Source organism: Actinomyces sp. oral taxon 170 str. F0386 (assembly GCF_000195595.1).
Lineage (GTDB): Bacteria > Actinomycetota > Actinomycetes > Actinomycetales > Actinomycetaceae > Actinomyces.
In genome coordinates this window covers 302087-321424 of sequence record NZ_GL882573.1, presented here as the reverse complement: position 1 = coordinate 321424, position 19338 = coordinate 302087, and the positions used below count along the sequence as shown (strand labels likewise).

General features: G+C 69.6%; 15 protein-coding genes. 10 read left to right on the top strand and 5 right to left on the bottom strand.

Going from position 1 to position 19338, the window contains the following annotated elements; translation table 11 throughout:
• Positions 1 to 236: 236 nt before the first annotated feature.
• The 4 genes from HMPREF9056_RS12880 to HMPREF9056_RS12865 all read right to left on the bottom strand — a co-directional run bounded on the left by HMPREF9056_RS12880 (position 237) and on the right by HMPREF9056_RS12865 (position 3848).
• Positions 237 to 1124 carry a hypothetical protein gene (locus HMPREF9056_RS12880; RefSeq protein WP_050793073.1) on the bottom strand — a complete coding sequence of 296 codons (888 nt, stop codon included), beginning with the start codon at positions 1122 to 1124 and terminating at the stop codon, positions 237 to 239.
• 132 nt (positions 1125 to 1256) lie between these two features.
• The gene (locus tag HMPREF9056_RS12875) at positions 1257 to 1742 is read right to left on the bottom strand and encodes a hypothetical protein (RefSeq protein WP_009747199.1); all 486 of its coding nucleotides are present in this window, start codon (positions 1740 to 1742) and stop codon (positions 1257 to 1259) included.
• A 128-nt stretch (positions 1743 to 1870) separates the two neighbouring features.
• Positions 1871 to 2515, bottom strand: a complete 645-nt coding sequence (locus HMPREF9056_RS12870) for an amino-acid N-acetyltransferase (protein WP_034514595.1) — start codon at positions 2513 to 2515, stop codon at positions 1871 to 1873.
• A gap of 94 nt (positions 2516 to 2609) precedes the next feature.
• Positions 2610 to 3848 (bottom strand): sugar-binding transcriptional regulator, encoded by a 1239-nt coding sequence (locus tag HMPREF9056_RS12865; RefSeq protein WP_050793072.1) that lies wholly within the window; start codon positions 3846 to 3848, stop codon positions 2610 to 2612.
• A 356-nt stretch (positions 3849 to 4204) separates the two neighbouring features.
• Here HMPREF9056_RS12865 and HMPREF9056_RS12860 point away from each other — a divergent pair, with 356 nt between their 5' ends.
• From HMPREF9056_RS12860 to HMPREF9056_RS12835, 6 genes are all read left to right on the top strand, one after another.
• A complete protein-coding gene (locus HMPREF9056_RS12860; protein ID WP_009747196.1) occupies positions 4205 to 6016 on the top strand; it encodes a glycerol-3-phosphate dehydrogenase/oxidase in 1812 nt (603 codons plus the stop codon).
• 171 nt (positions 6017 to 6187) lie between these two features.
• Positions 6188 to 6928 (top strand): MIP/aquaporin family protein, encoded by a 741-nt coding sequence (locus tag HMPREF9056_RS12855; protein ID WP_009747195.1) that lies wholly within the window; start codon positions 6188 to 6190, stop codon positions 6926 to 6928.
• A 65-nt stretch (positions 6929 to 6993) separates the two neighbouring features.
• Entirely contained in the window at positions 6994 to 8547 is a 1554-nt protein-coding gene (gene glpK, locus HMPREF9056_RS12850) for a glycerol kinase GlpK (protein WP_009747194.1), read from the top strand.
• Positions 8548 to 8998: 451 nt separating this feature from the next.
• Positions 8999 to 11041 (top strand): cation-translocating P-type ATPase, encoded by a 2043-nt coding sequence (locus HMPREF9056_RS12845; protein WP_009747193.1) that lies wholly within the window; start codon positions 8999 to 9001, stop codon positions 11039 to 11041.
• A 313-nt stretch (positions 11042 to 11354) separates the two neighbouring features.
• Positions 11355 to 13064 carry an L-lactate permease gene (locus HMPREF9056_RS12840; protein WP_009747192.1) on the top strand — a complete coding sequence of 570 codons (1710 nt, stop codon included), beginning with the start codon at positions 11355 to 11357 and terminating at the stop codon, positions 13062 to 13064.
• Positions 13065 to 13071: 7 nt separating this feature from the next.
• Positions 13072 to 13908 (top strand): chromosome condensation regulator, encoded by an 837-nt coding sequence (locus tag HMPREF9056_RS12835; protein ID WP_034514561.1) that lies wholly within the window; start codon positions 13072 to 13074, stop codon positions 13906 to 13908.
• A 195-nt stretch (positions 13909 to 14103) separates the two neighbouring features.
• Here HMPREF9056_RS12835 and HMPREF9056_RS12830 read toward each other — a convergent pair whose 3' ends face one another.
• Positions 14104 to 14721, bottom strand: coding sequence for a TetR/AcrR family transcriptional regulator (locus tag HMPREF9056_RS12830; RefSeq protein WP_009747189.1), 618 nt, complete (start codon positions 14719 to 14721; stop codon positions 14104 to 14106).
• 178 nt (positions 14722 to 14899) lie between these two features.
• Between HMPREF9056_RS12830 and HMPREF9056_RS12825 the strand changes: the two genes are divergently transcribed.
• The 4 genes from HMPREF9056_RS12825 to HMPREF9056_RS12810 all read left to right on the top strand — a co-directional run bounded on the left by HMPREF9056_RS12825 (position 14900) and on the right by HMPREF9056_RS12810 (position 19335).
• Positions 14900 to 15580 (top strand): GAP family protein, encoded by a 681-nt coding sequence (locus HMPREF9056_RS12825; protein ID WP_009747188.1) that lies wholly within the window; start codon positions 14900 to 14902, stop codon positions 15578 to 15580.
• 544 nt (positions 15581 to 16124) lie between these two features.
• Positions 16125 to 16955 (top strand): (Fe-S)-binding protein, encoded by an 831-nt coding sequence (locus HMPREF9056_RS12820; RefSeq protein WP_034514560.1) that lies wholly within the window; start codon positions 16125 to 16127, stop codon positions 16953 to 16955.
• Complete coding sequence (locus HMPREF9056_RS12815) at positions 16952 to 18685, top strand: LutB/LldF family L-lactate oxidation iron-sulfur protein (RefSeq protein WP_009747186.1); 1734 nt, start codon at positions 16952 to 16954, stop codon at positions 18683 to 18685. The genes HMPREF9056_RS12820 and HMPREF9056_RS12815 overlap by 4 nt, the downstream gene beginning before the upstream one ends.
• The gene (locus HMPREF9056_RS12810) at positions 18685 to 19335 is read left to right on the top strand and encodes a lactate utilization protein C (protein ID WP_009747185.1); all 651 of its coding nucleotides are present in this window, start codon (positions 18685 to 18687) and stop codon (positions 19333 to 19335) included. Before HMPREF9056_RS12815 ends, HMPREF9056_RS12810 begins: the two co-directional genes overlap by 1 nt.
• The last annotated feature ends 3 nt before the right edge of the window (positions 19336 to 19338 follow it).

Genomic DNA, 19338 nt, shown 5'->3' with positions numbered 1-19338 from the left:
CTCGGCATGCGCGTGTTGAGGGGTTGATCGGACGGGCACGGTGCCCACCGTAGCGGCAGCCGCCTGGACGAGCCCGATCACCTCGCCGTCAGCCGCTGAGCCGCAGCCGCCGGAGCACGTGGTCGTACCGTAGACCTCGAGTTCGTAGGGTCTGGGGTACGAAGTCGAGCCCTACCCTGCGACCGCACGGGACCTCGACGGATCGCGGACCTCCACCTCGAGAGCGCCCCATCTGCTCAAGGACGACTCAGGCCCTGACGGCGCTCCTGCCTCTCCCGGAGTCCCTGCTGAACGCCGAGAATGCCGCTGAGCTCGATGTACTCCCCCGTCTCCTGGGTGTATCCACGGGCCACGGCCCAGGCCCAGATGCGGTCCAGCTCAGCAGCTCCCTTGCGCTCCAGAGCCTCTCCGCTGATACCGGACCATGTCAGCCCGGTCAGGGCAACGGCCTTGCCGTCGGTGTCGACGACGTGCGCCTCTGCATGACGAATCCGAGGCCTGCCAGCAGCAGCACTCATGGCCGCCGGCGCACCGGAGACCTTGACGAACAGGCCCGTGCGCGACCGGGGCCAGGGGATGTCACGGCCTCTGCCACTGCCCCCCAGGTGGATGCCGGTGGCGTCGAGCACCGTGCGCACCGACATGAGGAACAGAATGCCGAGCAGCAGGGACAGCCCGATGAGCAGCAGGATGAAGAACGCGCCGACCGTGCCCTCGTCTCCGAGATAAATGAGGTTCCAGACCGCTCCGGCCAGGCACACCAGCGCGAAGCCGCCGCCCACGAGAAACTGGATGCGGCCGGCGGTCGTCGCCGTAGGCTTGAGCACCAGTCGGTCCTGCTGGACAGGGATCGGGCCGAGCCGGGAGGGCTGGTAACCGGCCTGCGGGGCCGACGACGGCTGCGAACCACCCGGAGCACCGTAACCCGACGGAACATAGCCCGGTCGGCCGGTTCCGCCCTGGCCATACTGGATCGGTTGGGCGGGCTGACCATAGTTCTGCTGGCTGTAGCCGCCCCGACCCGTCCGACCGTACTGGTTCTGCTGAGCCGGATAGCCGTACTGGGCGGACTGACCGGGCTGGACTGGCCGACCGTAGCGATCGTTGACCGGCGGCTGACTCATGATCGTTTTCCTCAAGGGGCTCTTCGGATTCATGGGAACCTGACGGGCCTCATCAGGCTACCGCCTCGGTCCTGAGGCAGCCTCAGGCAGAACTCCCCATCCGCCCGGCCCGAACTCGACTGCTCTCGATAACTACCTGTCACCGGTGAGGCGGCGCAGCACGCGTACCCGCGGACTCCAGGACGTGGGCCGGATCACCGAACCGGTCACCTCCCGCTCGGCGTTGTCGAAGAGGTCCTCGACGACGGCGTCGTGCAGGGGCTCAACCACAGCCGAGAACATGAGCCGCATGGCACCACGGGTACGACCGATGAGGACGTGGCGGATGCGCGTGCGCTCATCGTCCAGAGCGTCGAGACTCAGCTCGTGGGCACCGATGATCCCCGTTCGCGGGCGGAAGGTGAACCGCACTCGCCGGCCGGGCTCATACTCGCTCACGTAGTAGCGGATGGCGCCGTGGCCGCCGTCGGCCCCCAGCGCCAGAGGCCGGTCCAGGACCATCGGCGTCCAGCCCTGCGAGGGCCAGAGGCGGTCGTCCTTCTGCCCCAGTCCATCGAGCAGGGCGCCCAGGGGCTCGATGGGGGCGTTGATGACGCGTTCGTGAACGTTGCGGATCATGGGTGCTCCTCCATGGTGATCGCATGGTTGTCGGCTGCTTGTCCGGAAGGATCGCGCCCGATCATGAAGCCGCACCGAACCACGGCCCGCCGCGGCGAACCGCACCCGGCCCACTCAGGGCGGTCAGCTCACAGCTGCAGGAGCATGCGGGCGTTTCCCAGGGTGTTGGGCTTGACCCGGGCCAGGTCGAGGAACTCGGCCAGGCCGTCGTCATGGGAGCGCAGCATCTCGGAGAAGACGTCCGCACCCACCGGCGTGCCCTCGATCGGCTCGAAGCCGTGGGCGCCGAAGAACGGCTCCTCGAAGGTCAGGCAGAACACGCGCTTGAGCCCCATCTCCCGGGCCTGCGTGATGAGCTCGCGCAGGATGGCCGAGCCGAGCCCGGTCCCCAGGGCCTCGGGGTGGACGGCCAGAGTGCGCACCTCGGCGATGTCGTCCCACATGACGTGCAGAGCCCCGCAACCCACGATCCTGGGGGCGGCCAACGGTTCGCCTCCGCCTCCTCCCCCATCTCTTCCGTCGTGGCCGACGACGTCCGGGACCTCCTCGGCGACGATGAACTCCTGGATGTCCTCGAAGTAGGAGATGAGGTCCTTGGCGATGAGGACGCGGCGCTCGGCGTAGGGGCGCACCAGCTCTGCGATGGCGCGTACGTCCGCCGGGCGGGCCGGCCGCAGGACGCGGCGTGCGCCGTCGGCCCCATAGAACTCGACCCGGTGCGTCGGCCGGCCGGTGGGTCGATGCTCATCTGTGGGGACAGCCGTGCTACTCATCGTCATCCGTGTTCCGTAGAGATTCCGTAGGGCTCAGTTCTCGTCTCGCGGCCCGCCAGGCCGGTGCACCACCGGCAGCGGCGTCGGCCTTTGCTCAGGTCGCGGCGCGATCCGGTCCCACATCCTGCCACGTCAGCCGCTCACCGAGAACCGGCCCGGTCTGTCCCCGAGCCTCGGCGAGCTCCAGGACGGCGCGGGCCGTGGCGTCGTCGACGACGAGATCGGTGGCGGTCCGGGCGCGCAGCGCGGCCAGAAGGGCTCGGGCCTTGCCGGTCCCGGCGGCCACGCACAGGCGGCGCGGGATGCGGGCGAGCTGGGCCGGAGTCGGCCCCGTGGCCCGGGCGTTGAGGGTGACGTCGCGCCAGGAGCCGTCGGAGCGCAGTAGGACGGTGCACACATCCCCCACCACGTTCTGGCGGCGCAGAACGGCCTGGTCACGGGCGGTGAGGTGACCTCCCTCATAGACCTGGGAGGGCAGGGCGCCATTGAGGGCGTCGAGGGCGCCGACGCCGAAGACGGCCAGGCTCGCGCGGCGCGTCACCGCCAGGACCCGCTTGACCGAGCGCTCCGACCACATGGCCTCGCGCGTGGCCACGTGGTCGAAGAAGGCCGGCACCGGGAAGGAGATCGTGCGCGCCCCCAGCGAGGTGCGCAGCCGCGAGAGGACCTCACCGGCGCTGGGCCCCTCGCGCACCGGGTCCGAGGCGCCGTTGAGCTGGACGACGGTCAGTCCCGGGACGGAGCGCGCGGGCAGGGCGGCGCTGACCTCGGACATGGTGGTGCCCCAGGCGACACCGACGACGACACCCCCACCGCCGTCCCGGCCGGCACCCTGACGGGCCGCACCGTCCCCTGGAGCATCACCGCCGGTACCGGAGCGGTTGCCGCGGTCCTCGCCGCCGGAGCCCGCCGGCCCCTGAGCAACCCCACCGCCGGGCCCGCCCGATCGGCCGGGTTCGGTCAGGGCCTCGATGAGGTCGACCATGTGCGTGGCGGCAACGGCGGCGACCTGCTGGAGTCGGTGGATCTCCGTAGTTCCCTCGCGCACCGGGACGATGTGCGTGCGCACCCCGAAGGTCTGGGCCATCCGCCCTTCCAGGGAGCCGGCGCCGCCGGGCTGGACGAGACTGACCCGTACGACGCCCTCCCGGCGGGCGCGCGCCAGGAGCCGGGAGACGGTGGAGCGAGAGACTCCCAGATGGTGGGCGATCACCTCCATGGTCTCGCCCTGGACGTAGTACATGGAGGCCGCCTCGTAGGCACGCACGAGGCCGCCGGGGTCAGTCGCGCTCGCCCTACTCCCCGCCGCATCAGAAGCGGTTCCGCCGGTCACATCGTCCTCCTTCTCCTCTCGCCACGATGTGGCAGTTCCACGCTGCGAGAGGGCACGATCCTCCCCCTGGCGGCATCAGATGTCCTGGCGAGGAAGAGTGTCCGCACAGGCAGGCGGACATTCTTGTGGATACCCCCCAAACTTGCGTGCACGTTCGTGCATAGGACTTGCGCATTGTCCCACATGCAACAGACAGTGGTGTCCGCCACCACGGTAGGGCCGTGCGAGTGAGACGGAATGCATCGGTCCCCGGCACCAGGAGCCGGGACCCGACCCGTCCGGAACCCCGGTCAACGCCGACGGGACCCGCACAGACCCATCAGCCCGACCTCACGACACGTAGGAGTCCAGGAGCCATGACCTCCACCCGCATCCCCTCCTCGAAGAAGACCTCCGCCCGCAGCTCCGGTCCCGCCGGCCCCTCCTACCCCGCCCCCACCCACGACACCGCTCTCAACGCCGCCCAGCGCAAGCGCGCCCTGGAGGAGATGTCCTCATCCGAGGGCCTGGACCTCCTCGTCGTCGGCGGCGGCGTCACCGGGGCCGGTATCGCCCTGGACGCCGCGGCCCGCGGCCTGCGCACCGGCATCGTGGAGATGGGCGACTGGGCCTCGGGCACCTCCTCGTGGTCCTCCAAGCTCGTCCACGGCGGCCTGCGCTACCTCTACCAGCTCAACTTCGCCCTCGTGCACGAGGCCCTCACCGAGCGCGGCCGCCTGCTGAGCACCACCGCGCCGCACCTGGTCAAGGCCCAGCCCTTCCTGTGGCCGCTCAAGCACCACTACGAGCGCTCCTACTCCGCCGTCGGCGTGGGCATGTACGACGCCCTGGCCCTGGCCGGCGCCCGCGGGCACAAGACCGTGCCGATCCAGCGCCACCTGGGCCGCAAGGGTACCTCCGCCCTCGCCCCGTCGTTGGACACCAGCGGGCTGGCCGGCTCCATCCGCTTCTTCGACGCCCGTGTCGACGACGCCCGTCTGGTCATCGACCTGGTGCGCACCGCCGTCGGCCTGGGGGCGCTGGCCGCCAACCGCACCAAGGTCACCGGCTTCATCACCGACGAGCGCGGCCACGTCCACGGCGCCCGCGTCACCGACCTGGCCACCGGCACCGCCCACGAGATCCGCGCCAGGCGCACCATCAATGCCGCCGGCGTGTGGACCGAGGACGTCCAGGACCTGGCCACCGACGCCGGGGGCCTGAAGGTCCTGGCCTCCAAGGGCATCCACATCGTGGTGCCCAAGGAGGCCATCGACGCCGAGACCGGGGTCTTCCTGCGCACCGAGAAGTCCGTCCTGTTCATCATCCCCTGGCCCGAGTACTGGGTCATCGGCACCACCGACACCCCGTGGGACCTGGACGTCTCCAAGCCCGTGGCCACCGCCGCCGACGTCGACTACATCCTCGAGCACGCCAACTCCGTCCTGTCCCGCCCCATCACGCGAGAGGACATCATCGGCGTCTACGCGGGTCTGCGTCCCCTGCTCCAGCCCAAGCTCAAGCCGGGTGCGGAGGCCGCCTCCACGAAGGTCTCCCGCGAGCACACGGTCACCCGGGTCGCCCCGGGTCTGACCGCCATCGCCGGCGGCAAGCTGACCACCTACCGGGTCATGGCCTCCGACGCCGTCGACCACGCCCTGGGCGAGGCTCTGGCCCACGCCCATCCCTGCGTCACACAGGAGCTTCCCCTGGTGGGCGCGGCCGGTTACCACGCCCTGGCCAAGCGGGCCGGACGGATCGCCGGAGAGCGCGGCTGGACCCTGGAGCGTGTCACCCACCTGCTGGACCGCTACGGCGACGAGACGCCGGCGCTGCTGGCCTCCATCGACGACACCGACGCGGCTGATCCCGAGGCGCGCCTGGGCGAGCCGCTGGCGGAGGCCCCCACCTACCTGCGCGCCGAGGTCGCCTGGGCCGTCACCCACGAGGGCGCCGAGAGCCTCGACGACGTCCTGCTGCGCCGGGTGCGCCTGGACCTCTCTCGCCGCGACCGGGGTCTGGCCGCGGCCGACGAGATCCTGACGATCATGGCGCCCCTGCTGGGCTGGTCCGATGAGGACGTCGCGGCCCAGAAGGATGCCTACACCCAGCGCGTGGCCCAGATCGCCGCGGCCGAGGCCGAGATGACCGACGCCGCCGCGGTGGCACACGTCACCGAGCCGATCTAGGCTCCTCCTGGCCGAGCGGACCGGCATCCGGTGCCGCTCGGCCCGACGATCCCCGCGGTGCCCGCCGACTCCGGCGGAGGCGGGAACCGTGACACCCCATCACCCCTCGAGAAACCGGACCATGCCGGTGCCGTCCGAACCCGCACACCGTCGTGCAGAAAGAGAGCCGCAATGTCTGCGACCCTGACCCAGATCTTCGCCTCGGAGGCCTTCGGGACGTTCCTTCTCATCCTCCTGGGCTGCGGCGTCGTCGCCGGCGTCGCGCTGCCCACCTCCAAGGCCAAGGACGGCGGCTGGATCGTCGTCACCATGGCATGGGGGCTGGCGGTCTTCGTGGGCGTCTACGCCGCCTACAAGACCGGCGCGCACCTCAACCCAGCCGTCACCATCGGTCTGGCGGTCGCCGGACGGGACCTGGCCGAGGGGATCCCCGCCTCAGCGACTAACATCGTGGCCTACTTCGCCGCCCAGATGTTGGGCGCCATCCTGGGCGCCACCGCCGTGTGGCTGACCTATAAGAAGCAGTTCGACCAGAAGGCCGACGCCGCCGCCAAGCTCGGCGTGTTCGCCACCGGCCCGGCGGTGCGCTCCTACGGATGGAACGTCGTGACTGAGGCCGTAGGCACCTTCGTCCTGCTGGCCTGGATCATCGCCTCGGGCAAGACCCCCTCCGGGCTCGGCCCGCTGGCCGTGGCCCTGGTCATCGTCGTCATCGGACTGAGCCTGGGCGGCCCCACCGGTTACGCCATCAACCCGGCCCGTGATCTGGGCCCGCGCATCGCCCACGCCATCCTGCCCATTCCGGGTAAGGGCGGCTCGGACTGGGCCTACTCCTGGGTCCCGATCGTCGGCCCGATCATCGGCGCCGTCGCCGCGGGGCTCATCGTCCCCCACATCGCCGGACTGTTCTGATCCCGCCAGCACCGACGCAGCACTGAGAACACAGCCCCCTCACAAAGCAGTGAAAGGAAAACTCCTTGAGCCCCAACAGCACTGAGAAGAAGTACGTCCTGGCTATCGACCAGGGCACGACCTCCTCACGCGCCATCCTGTTCAACCACGACGGAGAGATCTTCGCCGTCGACCAGAAGGAGCACGAGCAGATCTTCCCGCGCGCCGGGTGGGTCGAGCACAACGCGAACGAGATCTGGGACAACGTCCGCTCCGTCGTCGGCGGGGTACTCGCCAAGGCGCAGATCAACCGCCACGAGATCGCCTCGGTGGGCATCACCAACCAGCGCGAGAGCGCCGTCGTGTGGGACAAGAACACCGGCGAGCCCGTCTACAACGTCATCGTCTGGCAGGACACCCGTACCCAGAAGATCTGCGACCGCCTGGCCGGCGACGACGGCCCGGACAAGTACAAGGACCGCGTGGGCCTGGGGCTGGCCACCTACTTCGCCGGCCCCAAGGTGGCCTGGATCCTGGAGAACGTCAAGGGGGCCCGCGAGCGCGCCGAGGCCGGCGACCTCCTCATGGGCACCATGGACACCTGGACGCTGTGGAACCTCACCGGCGGCGTCAACGGTGGCGTGCACGCCACCGACGTCACCAACGCCTCACGCACGATGCTCATGAACATCGACACGCTGGACTGGAACCCGGAGATCTGCGCGGACATGGGGATCCCCATGTCCATGCTTCCCGAGATCCGCCCCTCCTCGGGCGTGTTCGGCTACGGCCGCAAGAACGGGCTGCTGGTGGACACCCCCATCAGCGGCATCCTCGGTGACCAGCAGGCGGCCACCTTCGGGCAGGCCTGCTTCGAGAAGGGGCAGGCCAAGAATACCTACGGAACCGGCTGCTTCATGCTCATGAACACCGGCACCACCCCGGTGCGCAGCGAGAACGGGCTGCTGACCACTGTGTGCTACCAGATCGGCGACGAGCCGGCCGTCTACGCCCTGGAGGGCTCGATCGCCGTGGCCGGGTCGCTGGTGCAGTGGCTGCGCGACAACCTGGGCATCATCACCGACTCCAAGGACATCGAGGCGCTGGCCTCCAGTGTCGAGGACAACGGCGGGGCCTACTTCGTGCCGGCCTTCTCAGGACTGTTCGCCCCTCACTGGCGCCCCGACGCCCGCGGCGCCCTGGTGGGCCTGACCCGCTATGTCAACAGGGCTCACATCGCCCGGGCCGTGGAGGAGTCGACCGCCTATCAGACCCGCGAGGTCCTCGAGGCCATGAACCGGGATGCCGCTGCTTCAGGGTCCACGGGCGCAGCCCTGACCGAGCTCAAGGTCGATGGCGGTATGACCCGCGACGAGCTGCTCATGCAGTTCCAGGCCGATCAGGTGGGCGTGCCGGTCGTGCGCCCGAGAGTCGCCGAGACCACGGCGCTGGGGGCGGCCTACGCCTCCGGCATCGCGGTGGGCTTCTGGTCGGGCACCCAGGACGTCATCGACAACTGGGCCGAGGACAAGCGCTGGGAGCCGGCCATGGAGCAGGCCGAGCGCGAGCGGCTCTTCCGCAACTGGAACAAGGCCGTCCAGCGCACCCTGGACTGGGTCGACGAGGACGTGGTCGAGTAGCAAGCGACATGACCGAGTGGCGTCCAGCGGCGCTCGGTCGGTGGCGGTGATCACGGCCGTCACTGATCCGCTGCAGCACCACACGCAGCACCCCGGCGCCGCCGGCGGGTCCCGTCTCCCCCGGGCCCGCCGGTGGCGCCGTTTACCACGTCTCGGGCAGCTGATGTTCCGCGTTTCCCGGCCGATGTGTCACGGATGGAGACCTTTACCCCGCACAACCGTCTCTCCCACCTGCACGTCTCACACATCAGCCCAGGTCAGCACGGTTCGCCGGGGAGAGGCTCTCAGACCCGGGTTGAAAAGTCTCCCGTTGTGACACAGCGACGGGTCCCAGAGGCTCGCCTAGTCCTCTCATACACTGTTGACCCCCTTAACGGGTCGGTAGATTCCTGGGTGGTGCTCTCCACCTGCCCCGTGAGGCCCCGTCCCGTCCCCTGCGAGGAGTCCCTGTATGACGGCTCAGCCGCCCACCGCCCACGCACACCCGCCTGCCTCGACGCCGTCCGCCTCGACGCCGGCGCTGCCCGTCGATGAGTCCGATGAGCTCTCCGGCTCCGTGGGCCCCACCGGTGCCGGCAGCAACGAACGGATCATCGACCGGATCGAGCGGGCCGACATCGTGCGCATCGCGGTGGTGGGGCTGGCGACCCTGGGCACGTGGGCCGCGGGCGCAGCCGGGACACCCAGCTGGGTGGTGGGCGCGGTCGGAGTGCCGGCCCTGGTGGTGGGCTGCTGGCCGCTCGTCGTTGAGGCGGCGGGCGACCTGCGCGAGCGGCGCATGAGCATGGAGCTGTCGATGCTGCTGGCCATAGTGGCCGCCGCCGTCATCGGTGAGTGGGTGACGGCCCTGGCCGTGACCGTCTTCGCCCTGTGCGCCGAGGTCCTCGAGGACCTGTCGATGGACCGGGGCCGCGACGCCCTGACCAATCTCATGTCCTTCCTGCCACAGACCGCGCAGGTGGTGAGCGGCGTGGAGACTGCCGCACCCGCCGAGGCCACTGAGGTGCCTCTGGACGAGGTGCGCCCGGGGCAGGTGATCGCCCTGAGTCCCGGGGGCCGGGTACCGGTCGACGGGATCGTGCGCACCGGCCGGGCCGACGTCGATCAGTCCCGGATCACCGGAGAGGCGCTGCCCGTCCAGGTCGGACCGGGTGACCGGGTCCCGGCGGGGTCCATCACACGTGGCGCCCTGGAGCTCGAGGTCGAGCGGGTCGGTGAGGACTCCTCCTACGGGCGGATCGTGGCGGCGGTGCGCCACGCCCAGTCCTCGCGCGCACCGGTCCAGCGTCTGGCCGACCGCCTGGCGGCGCGCATCGTCTACCTCGCACTGGCGGCGGCCCTCGTCACCTTCCTGGCGACCCGGGACGCGCGCGCCACGATCTCGGTCATCATCGTGGCCGGGGCCTGCGGGGTGGCTGCGGGCACGCCTCTGGCGGTCCTGGCCGCGATCGCCCGCGCCGCCCACTGCGGGGCCTTCGTCAAGGACGGCACCCACCTGGAGCAGCTCTCCGCGGTGGACACGGTGGTGCTGGACAAGACCGGGACACTCACTGTGGGCGCACCCCGCGTCGTGGCCGTCGGCCCTACCGAGGCCGCTGCAGGAGAGGATGAGGTCCTGGCTCTGGCGGCCGCGGCGGAGTGGAACTCCGAGCACCCGATCGGCCGGGCCATCTACTCCGAGGCCGCCGTCCGAGACCTGACGGTTCCGATGCCGCAGGACGTCGTCTACTCCCCCGGAGCCGGGGTGAGCGCCCGCGTCGACGGGCGCCGGGTCACCGTGGGACGACGCAAGAGACAGGAGCACCAACCGGGCCAGGACACCTCCGGCTCCGGCTCCGACGACGCCATCGCATCCAGTATCGCCTCGGACCCCGAGGCGCCATCGGCCACCTCGGTGGTGGAGGTGCGAGCCGACGGGCAGCTCCTGGGCACCATCGCCCTGGCAGACCGGCTGCGCCAGGGGGCGGCCACCGCCGTGCGCGACCTGAGCGAGATGGGCCTGGGGGTCCTTATGCTCACCGGCGACTCGGCGGCCTCCGCGAGCCACGTGGCCGGCCTGCTCGGCCTGACCGAGGATCAGGTGCGCAACGATCTCCTGCCCACCGACAAGGAGGAGGTCGTCCGTTCGCTGCGCCAAGCGGGAAAGTGCGTGGCCATGGTGGGTGACGGCGTCAATGACGCCCCGGCCCTGAGCGCCGCCGACGTCGGCATCGCCATGGGCACCGGCACGGACGTGGCCCGCGAGGCCGGGGACGTGGTGCTCGTGGGATCCGCCCCGGCCGACCTGGTCGAGACCGTGCGGGTGGCCCGCCGGGCCCGGGGCATCATCATGGTGAACTTCGTGGGCACGGTCGTCGTCGACGCCGCCGGCATGATCGCCGCCGGGCTGGGGCTGCTGGGGCCGGTAGCGGCAGCCCTCGTGCACGTCGTCTCCGAGTCCGCCTTCATCCTCAACTCGGCCCGCCTGGTGCCCCGCCCGGCCCGCAGGCGCTGAGCCGGCCGACGCGCGCACCGGCACCACGCCCGCGCAGCCGGACGTCCCAGGCCCCACCAGTTTTAGCGCACGCAGTGGACCGCAATAACGCGCAGGGCACCGTTGAGCGGCGTCGGCCACGGTCAGCCCCCTGCCCCACTTTCGCCGGGGACGCTGTACCAAAGCGACACCCTGCCATGTCACATGGTGCACAAGTCACCGTCTCCGTGGCATGATCGTTAGGCCTTAGTACCCAGGACGCAGCATCAAGGCTGTCAGCCCAGCCCCGTTCGCGACCTGGCCGACTTTCATCAGTACTCACAGTGGAGTAGCCATGACGCCAGCCGTCCTGACAGCCCTGCCGACGCACCCGGCACCCCTCACCCCCGCCCTGGCGGGCCTGCCCACCGCCTTCACGCCATCGACCACCGCCGTGGGCGGCAACGTCTACCTCACCGCCGCGGTGGGTCTGCTGCCGCTGGTGGTGTTCTTCGTCCTCATGGGCGTGTTCAAGGTGGCCACCCACTGGTGCGCGATCATCTCCCTGGTGGTTGCGTCGATCACCGCAGTCGCCCTGTTCCACATGCCGGTGGGTATGACGGTCATGAGCGCCACCCAGGGCATGGCCCTGGGATTCGTCCCGATCGTCTACATCATCATCGCGGCCGTGTGGCTCTACAACCTCACTGACGTCTCGGGCCGCTCGAAGGACCTGCGGGCCGTGTTCAACGTGATCGGCAAGGGCGACATGCGCGCCCAGGCCCTCATCGTGGCCTTCTCCTTCTGCGGCCTGCTCGAGGGACTGGCCGGCTTCGGCGCCCCGGTGGCGATCGCCGCCGCCATGGTGGCGACCCTGGGGCTGCCCAAGCTCAAGGCGGCCGTCGTTGTCATGGTGGGCAACGCCATCAACGTGGGTTTCGGCGCCATGGCCATCCCCACAACGACAGCCGGCAAGCTCGGCGGCGAGGAACCGGTGACAGTCGCCACCGCCATGGGGCACCTGACCTGGGTGTTCTGCGCCTTCATCCCGCTCATCCTGCTGTTCATCCTCGACGGGATGCGCGGCGTCAGGCAGCTGTGGCCGCTGGCGATCGTGGCAGGGCTGGCCACCGGCGTCGGCCACTTCTTCACCCCCTCGATCTCGTACGAGCTCACCGCTGTGCTGGCCTCCCTGCTGGGCCTGGCAGCCTCCTACATCTTCCTGCTGGTGTGGACGCCCAAGACGCCAGAGGAGTTCCGCTCCCACGTGGCCGCCGACGACGCCCCCGACCGCGAGCGCGTCGTCCTGGCCCTGCTGCCCTACATCCTGGTGGTGGTCATCATCGCCGCGACCAAGCTGTGGACCCTGGGCGTCAACCTTGACAAGGTCTTCAAGGCCACCGACCTGCCCATGAAGTGGCCCGGCGTTTACGGCCAGCTCCTGACTTCCAAGGGCGAGCCCGCCAAGAGCGCCATCTACACGCTCCAGACCCTGTCCAACCCGGGCACCTGGATCTTCCTGACCGCCATCATCGTCACCTTCATCTACGCGGCGCGCTCGGTTCCCGGCAAGTTCGAGATGAGCGTGGGCAAGGGCATCGCCACCCTGGCCAAGACCTGCTACACGCTGCGTATGGCGATCCTGACGATCGCCGCCGTCATGGCTCTGGCCTACGTCATGAACTTCTCCGGGCAGACCTCCGCGATCGGTGCAGCCCTGGCGGCCACGGGCGCCGCCTACGCCTTCCTATCCCCCGCCCTGGGCTGGGTGGGCACCGCGGTGGCAGGCTCGGCGACGAGCGCCGGAGCCCTGTTCGCCAACCTGCAGGCCACCGCTGCCCAGGGGGCTGGCCTGGACCCGAAGATCCTGCTGGCCGCCAACACGATCGGTGGTGGGCTGGGCAAGATCGTCTCCCCGCAGAACCTGGCCATTGCCTCGACCGCGGTGGACGCACCCGGAACGGACGCCGATATCCTCAAGAAGGCGGCGCCCTACTCCATCGGGCTGCTGGTGGTGCTGGGGGCTCTCGTGCTCCTGGCCTCCCAGGTGGGGCTGGGTATCTAAGGCCGGTGTGACGGCTCATACTCCCCTGGCTGCTGGGCGCAGGCACACCGTCGGATGCCTTCCGGGCGGCCGAGTGGTCGCCGTCGGAGCGGATTCCGCTGGAGAGTGCCGTGTGTCACGGTGGCGGGACGTCATCGCCGTCGCGGCGGGCAGCGTCCACGTGGCCGGCAACACCGGGCGGTCCCACACACTGGGCCTGCGCGACGACGGAACGGTCCTGGCATGCGGCTGGAACGCCCAGGGCCAGTGCGATGTCCAGGACTGGCAGGACGTCGTCGCCGTCGCGGCGGGATGGAGACTCAGCGCAGGACTGCGCGACGACGGAACACTGGTGACGACCGGCCGCAACACCGAGGGGCAGCGGCAGGTCGACCGCTGGCGCGAGGTCACGGATATCAGCTGCGGCGACTGGCACACGGTGGCCGTTCGGGCCGATGGGAGCCTCTACGCGGTCGGCAACAACACCGCGGGTCAGTGCGAGGTGCACGACTGGCGTCGGATGCGTGCGGTGTCCGCGGGCTACCTCCACACCATCGGCCTGACGCAGGACGGAACCGTTCATGCGGTCGGACGTGCCGAGTTCTGGATGGGCAGCGAGCGCTGGACCGATATCACAGCTGTGGCGGCGGGCAGCCGTCACAGTGTAGGGCTCAGGGCTGATGGCACCGTCGTCGCCACCGGCAGCTCGGAAGCCGGTCAGTGCGAGGTGAGCCGATGGCGCGACATCGTAGCCATCGCGGCGGGTACGGCCCATACCGTGGGGCTCCGCCGCGACGGCACCGTCGTCGCCACCGGCAGCAACAGCCACGGACAGCTCGAGGTCGGGGCCTGGTCCCTCACCTGAGCCCACCGCCTCCGCGAGGGCGCCCCTGACTGGCGTCGAGATCGTGACCGTACGTTTCAAACGAGGACTGCGATCTCCCGCAAACCACTGCACCCAGATCCCAGTCATCCGCGGAAGACCGCAGTCCTGGAGGACAAAGTACATCCCCGACCACGACGCTCACGGCCGACGGCGCCCTCTCGGGCTCCGCAGGTCTCACAGGCCACGCAGGACCAGGCCCAGTCCCGAGCGCAGCTGGCCGATCACCTCATCGGGCTCCGTCGGCGGGGCGTTGAGCAGGTCGAGGGCCAGCCCGTTGACGAGGGCGGTCACCAGTCGGGCTCCCTCGGCGGGCGAGAGGTCCGTGCGCATGAGACCTGCCTGCCGGGTACCGGCCAGGACACCCTCGACCCAGGTCCGCATGATGACGAGCGCCTCCCAGTAGGGATCGGCCAGCCAGGGCCGGGTGGATGCGGCGGCTCCGAAGGCGACCCAGGCGGCGGCGTCCTCGCGCTGCACGGCACCGGTTGGCAGAAGCTCGGCGAGAGCCCTCACCAGGGTCTCCGGATCCGCGGGGTCGGTCTCATGGGAGACCACACGGCCGGCCTGGCGCTGGACGGAGCGGACGAGGGCGTCGGTCAGCAGGGTTCTCCGGCTCGGTGAGCGGTACTGGACTGTGCCCGGGGCGACGCCGAGCCGGGCGGCGACGCTGCGCACGCTGACCCGGTCGAAGCCCTCCTCAGCAATGATCGCGATGGTGGCGTCAGCGGTCATGCTCGCGGCCGGAGACATCGGGGTGTCGAGGACCGATTGCCGGTTCGTCTCCTGGTCCATAACGCTCTCCTCCGTCGCTCTTCACCTCAGTACCTTCACGGAGGCTCTCCGCCGTCACTACTGCAGGCTTCCCTGGCACTTTACGGCAGTTGCCTCACCAGACTGCTCCCCGTACGATCGTATAAGAATGGTCGTACGATCGTATGACCACATCCGGTCTATGAGTAGGAGGTGCCCCATGGAACATGCCGCGACACTCGCAGGACTCGCCCTGCTGGACTCCACCAGCCTGGGCACGCTGGTCATCCCGATCGCGCTCGTCGTGCGCAGCCGCCGCGTGGATCGTGGACCGATGACCGTCTACCTGACCACCGTGTGCCTGGTGTACCTCGCCCTCGGGATCGCTCTGGTGGCCGGCTTCGACCTCATCGGCGCCACCGTGACACGCCTGGCGCGGACCGACGCGGCCCAGTGGGCGACCCTCACCATCGGTGTTGCACTGGCGGGTTTCGGTATTCTCGGCCCCGACCCGGCCAAGCCCGAGCCCGGAACCGACTCCCTGGGCAGCCGCCCCACTCCGGCCTCAACCGGCCCGATGATCGTTCTGGGACTGGGAGCCTCACTGGCCGAAGCCGCCACCATGGTCCCCTACATCGCAGCGACAGGAATCATCGCCTCCTCACCCGCGCCCTGGCCGCTGCGGATCCTCACCCTGATCCTGTACTGCCTGGTCATGATCGTGCCCGCCCTCGTCCTGCTCGTTCTGGCCGATACGCTGGGGCAGCGCTTCCTGCCCAAGCTGGTCAGGATCGCTCCGCGACTGGAGTACGAGGCCAAGGTCACCCTCCTGTGGGTCGCGGCGATCCTCGGTCTCCACCTTGCCGGACGCAGCGCAGCCGCCCTGGACCTGGTGGGCTAACCGCACCGACGCCGTCGTCGAGTCACCACTCGCGGCCGCCAGTAGGGCCACTCCACGCACCTCGGACCCCAATGCAGGATGGTTAACCACACTGCCCGACACCCCGGCCATCGTGGAGTACACCCATGGGTCGACCAGTAGGACCCAACCGTCGTGGAGTGTGTCGGCTGGCATCTTTCACACACACCGGGACTTCATCCGAGCCCCACGGCGGGCCCGAGGCGACTCATCGAACCTGGGACCGAGGTCTCGGAGCAGATAACAGCAGTGACCCGTGACGCAATCCGAGTCTAGGACTTACCGCCCACACGCTATGGAGACCCACCGCCCGAACCGTCACCGCCCCGTGCAGATCTGCACCATCTCGCCGAAAACCTGCATCGAAGATCAGGACCGGCCGCCTGGAAGCCGGACCTCGTCAGATGACTGCCATCACCGGGCCGTAGCCTGAGACACAGCCGAGGCCGCAACAGGTCCTGCCCCCGTGCAAGCCTTTCGGAGCGGCCCTCGTGAAGTCTCAGCTACGACGTCGTGGAGGCATATCTTGCGAATCGCCCTTTTCGCCACCTGTCTTGCGGACACCATGTTCCCGCAGGCAGCGCAGGCAACCGTCACCATCCTGGAGCGGCTCGGCCACCAGGTCTGCTTCCCCGAGGGACAGGTCTGCTGCGGCCAGATGCACGCCAACACCGGCTACTTCAAGCAGGCCGCCAAGATCACCCGCAACCACGTGGAGACCTTCTCCCCCGTGCTCGACGGCGAGTGGGACGCCATCGTCATCCCGTCGGGCTCATGCACCGGCGCGGCCCGCCACGAGCAGGGCCTCGTGGCCGAGCACGTGGGCGACACCGCCCTGGCCAAGCGGGTCGAGCAGATCGCCTCTCATACCTATGACCTCACCGAGCTGCTCATCGACGTCCTGGGCACCGAGGACGTGGGCGCCTACTTCCCGCACACGGTCACATACCACCCCACCTGCCACTCGCTGCGGATCGCCAAGGTCGCCGACCGCCCCTACCGTCTTCTCAAGGCCGTCGAGGCGCTCACCCTCATCGACCTGCCCGATGCCGAGGTCTGCTGCGGCTTCGGCGGCACCTTCTCCATGAAGAACTCCGAGACCTCCACCGCGATGCTCGCCGACAAGATGAGCAACGTGATGTCCACGCGCGCCGAGGTCCTGTGCGCCGGTGACTACTCCTGCCTCATGCACATCGGCGGTGGCCTGTCCCGCGTCAACTCCGGGGTGCGCATCATGCACCTGGCCGAGATCCTGGCCTCCACCAAGGACGCCCCCTTCGAGGGCAACATCTCCTTCGCTCCCAAGCACGTTCAGCACACCGAGAGCTCCCAGCACGCACAGGCGGTGGCACGATGACACAGGTATTTCTGGGCATGCCCCACACGGGCGGCTGGCGCACCGACTTCGAGCAGCCCGAGGACACGCTGCGCTGGGGGCACACCTTCCCCGAGGGCGCGCACAGGACGCTGGCCAACACCCAGATGCGCCGCAACCTGGGCCACGCCACACGCACCATCCGATCCAAGCGCGCCCAGCGCGTGGCCGAGATGCCCGACTGGCAGGACCTGCGCGACGCCGCCGAGGCCGTCAAGTTCGAGGTCGCCTCGCGCTTGCCCGAGCTGCTGGAGCAGTTCGAGGCCAACGTGACGGCGCGCGGAGGGATCGTCCACTGGGCGCGCGACGCCGCCGAGGCCAACCGGATCATCACCGGCATCATCGCCTCCAAGGGCGTCGACGACGTCGTCAAGGTCAAGTCGATGGCCACCCAGGAGACGAACCTCAACGAGTATCTGGCCGACCGGGGTATCACCGCCCACGAGACGGACCTGGCCGAGATGATCGTCCAGCTCGCCGACGACATGCCCTCGCACATCGTGGTACCAGCCATCCACCGCAACCGATCGGAGGTGCGCGGCATCTTCCTGGACCGGATGGACGACGCCCCCGAGGAGCTCTCCGACGACCCGCAGGAGCTGACGGCCGCGGCGCGCTCCCATCTGCGCAACAAGTTCCTGCACGCCTCGGTGGCCGTCTCGGGCACGAACATGGGCGTGGCCGAGACCGGCACGGTCTCGATCTTCGAGTCCGAGGGCAACGGGCGCATGTGCCTGACCCTGCCGGACACGCTCATCACCCTCATGGGGATCGAGAAGCTGGTGCCCCGCTTCCAGGACGTGGAGATCTTCTCCCAGCTCCTGCCGCGCTCGGCCACCGGCGAGCGTATGAACCCCTACACCTCCATGTGGACCGGTGTCACCGAGGGCGACGGCCCCCAGGAGTTCCACCTGGTGCTCATGGACAACGGTCGCACCAAGACCCTGGCCGACCCGGTGGGCCGCCAGGCGCTGGCCTGCATCCGCTGCGGGTCGTGCATGAACATCTGCCCCGTCTACCAGCACACCGGCGGGCACGCCTACGGCTCGGTCTACCCGGGCCCGATCGGCTCGATCATCACGCCCCAGCTCACTCAGGGCCTGGCCGACGACGACCCGGTCCATACCCTGCCCTTCGCCTCCTCCCTGTGCGGGGCCTGCGGCGAGGTGTGCCCGGTCAAGATCGACATCCCCACGATCCTCGTCCACCTGCGGGCCCGCTCGGTGGACGTCAAGCGCCGCGCGGTGCCCGACGTGTGGGACGTGGCGATGAACGTCTCGGCTCCGGTGATGTCGAAGAGCTCGCTGTGGGAGGCCGCTTCACAGACGGTCAAGGCCTCAGCGCTGCTGGGCGGCAAGGACGGCAAGATCGGGGCGCTGCCCTTCCCGGCCTCCCTGTGGACCGGGGCGCGAGACCTACCGGTGGCGCCTTCGGAGACCTTCCGCCAATGGTGGAGGCGCACCCACCCCGACGGTGAGACCCCGGTGAGCGCAGCTGCCGGCTCCAGGGCCGACCGCGGCATCGGCGACGGCTTTCCTGCCGATCCGCCACCACCTCCCGGTCAGCCGGTGGCCGGCAGCGCGAGCGCCGACGGCGAGCCCACCCCGGCCGCGCTGGACGCACGTTCGGCCATCGTCAATCCCGAGCCGATCGCCCCGGGAGCGCCCGCGCCCCAGGCCCCGGCCGGCTCGACCAGTGAGGAGGAGCTGTGATGGATGCGAAGTCCGCGATCCTGGCCCGTGCCCGCGACGCGATCTCGCGGTCCCAGACCCGGCCGGTGGGGCCGATCCCCCGCAACTACATCCGCTCCGGGGAGAACCCGCCCGGTTCCAAGCCCGTGGTCGACGAGATGATCGAGAAGCTCGAGGACTACTCGGCCGAGGTCATCGTCGCCCCCGAGGACTCGGAGATCCTGGACGCCATTGACGAGCTGCTCGGCGAGGCGCGCACCGTCGTCGTTCCCGATGGGCTGCCTCAGGCCTACAAGGAGGCGGCGGCCCGCAACGGGCGTACCGTGGTGGAGGACTCCCGCAAGGAGGCCATCGCCACCCTCGACCTCAATGAGATCGACGCCGTGGTGACCTGCTCGCGTGTGGGCGTGTCGATCTCGGGGACGATCGTCCTCGACGGCGAGCCGGACCAGGGTCGCCGGGCCATCTCGCTGGTGCCGGACAAGCACGTCGTGGTCCTGGAGCGCGAGTCGATCGTGCCAACGGTGCCGCAGGCCGTCGACGTCCTGGGCGAGCACCCCACACGTCCGATGACGTGGATCGCCGGCGGCTCAGCCACCAGCGACATCGAGCTCGTGCGCGTCAACGGCGTGCACGGCCCGCGCAACCTGCGCGTCGTCGTCGCCCACTGAGGT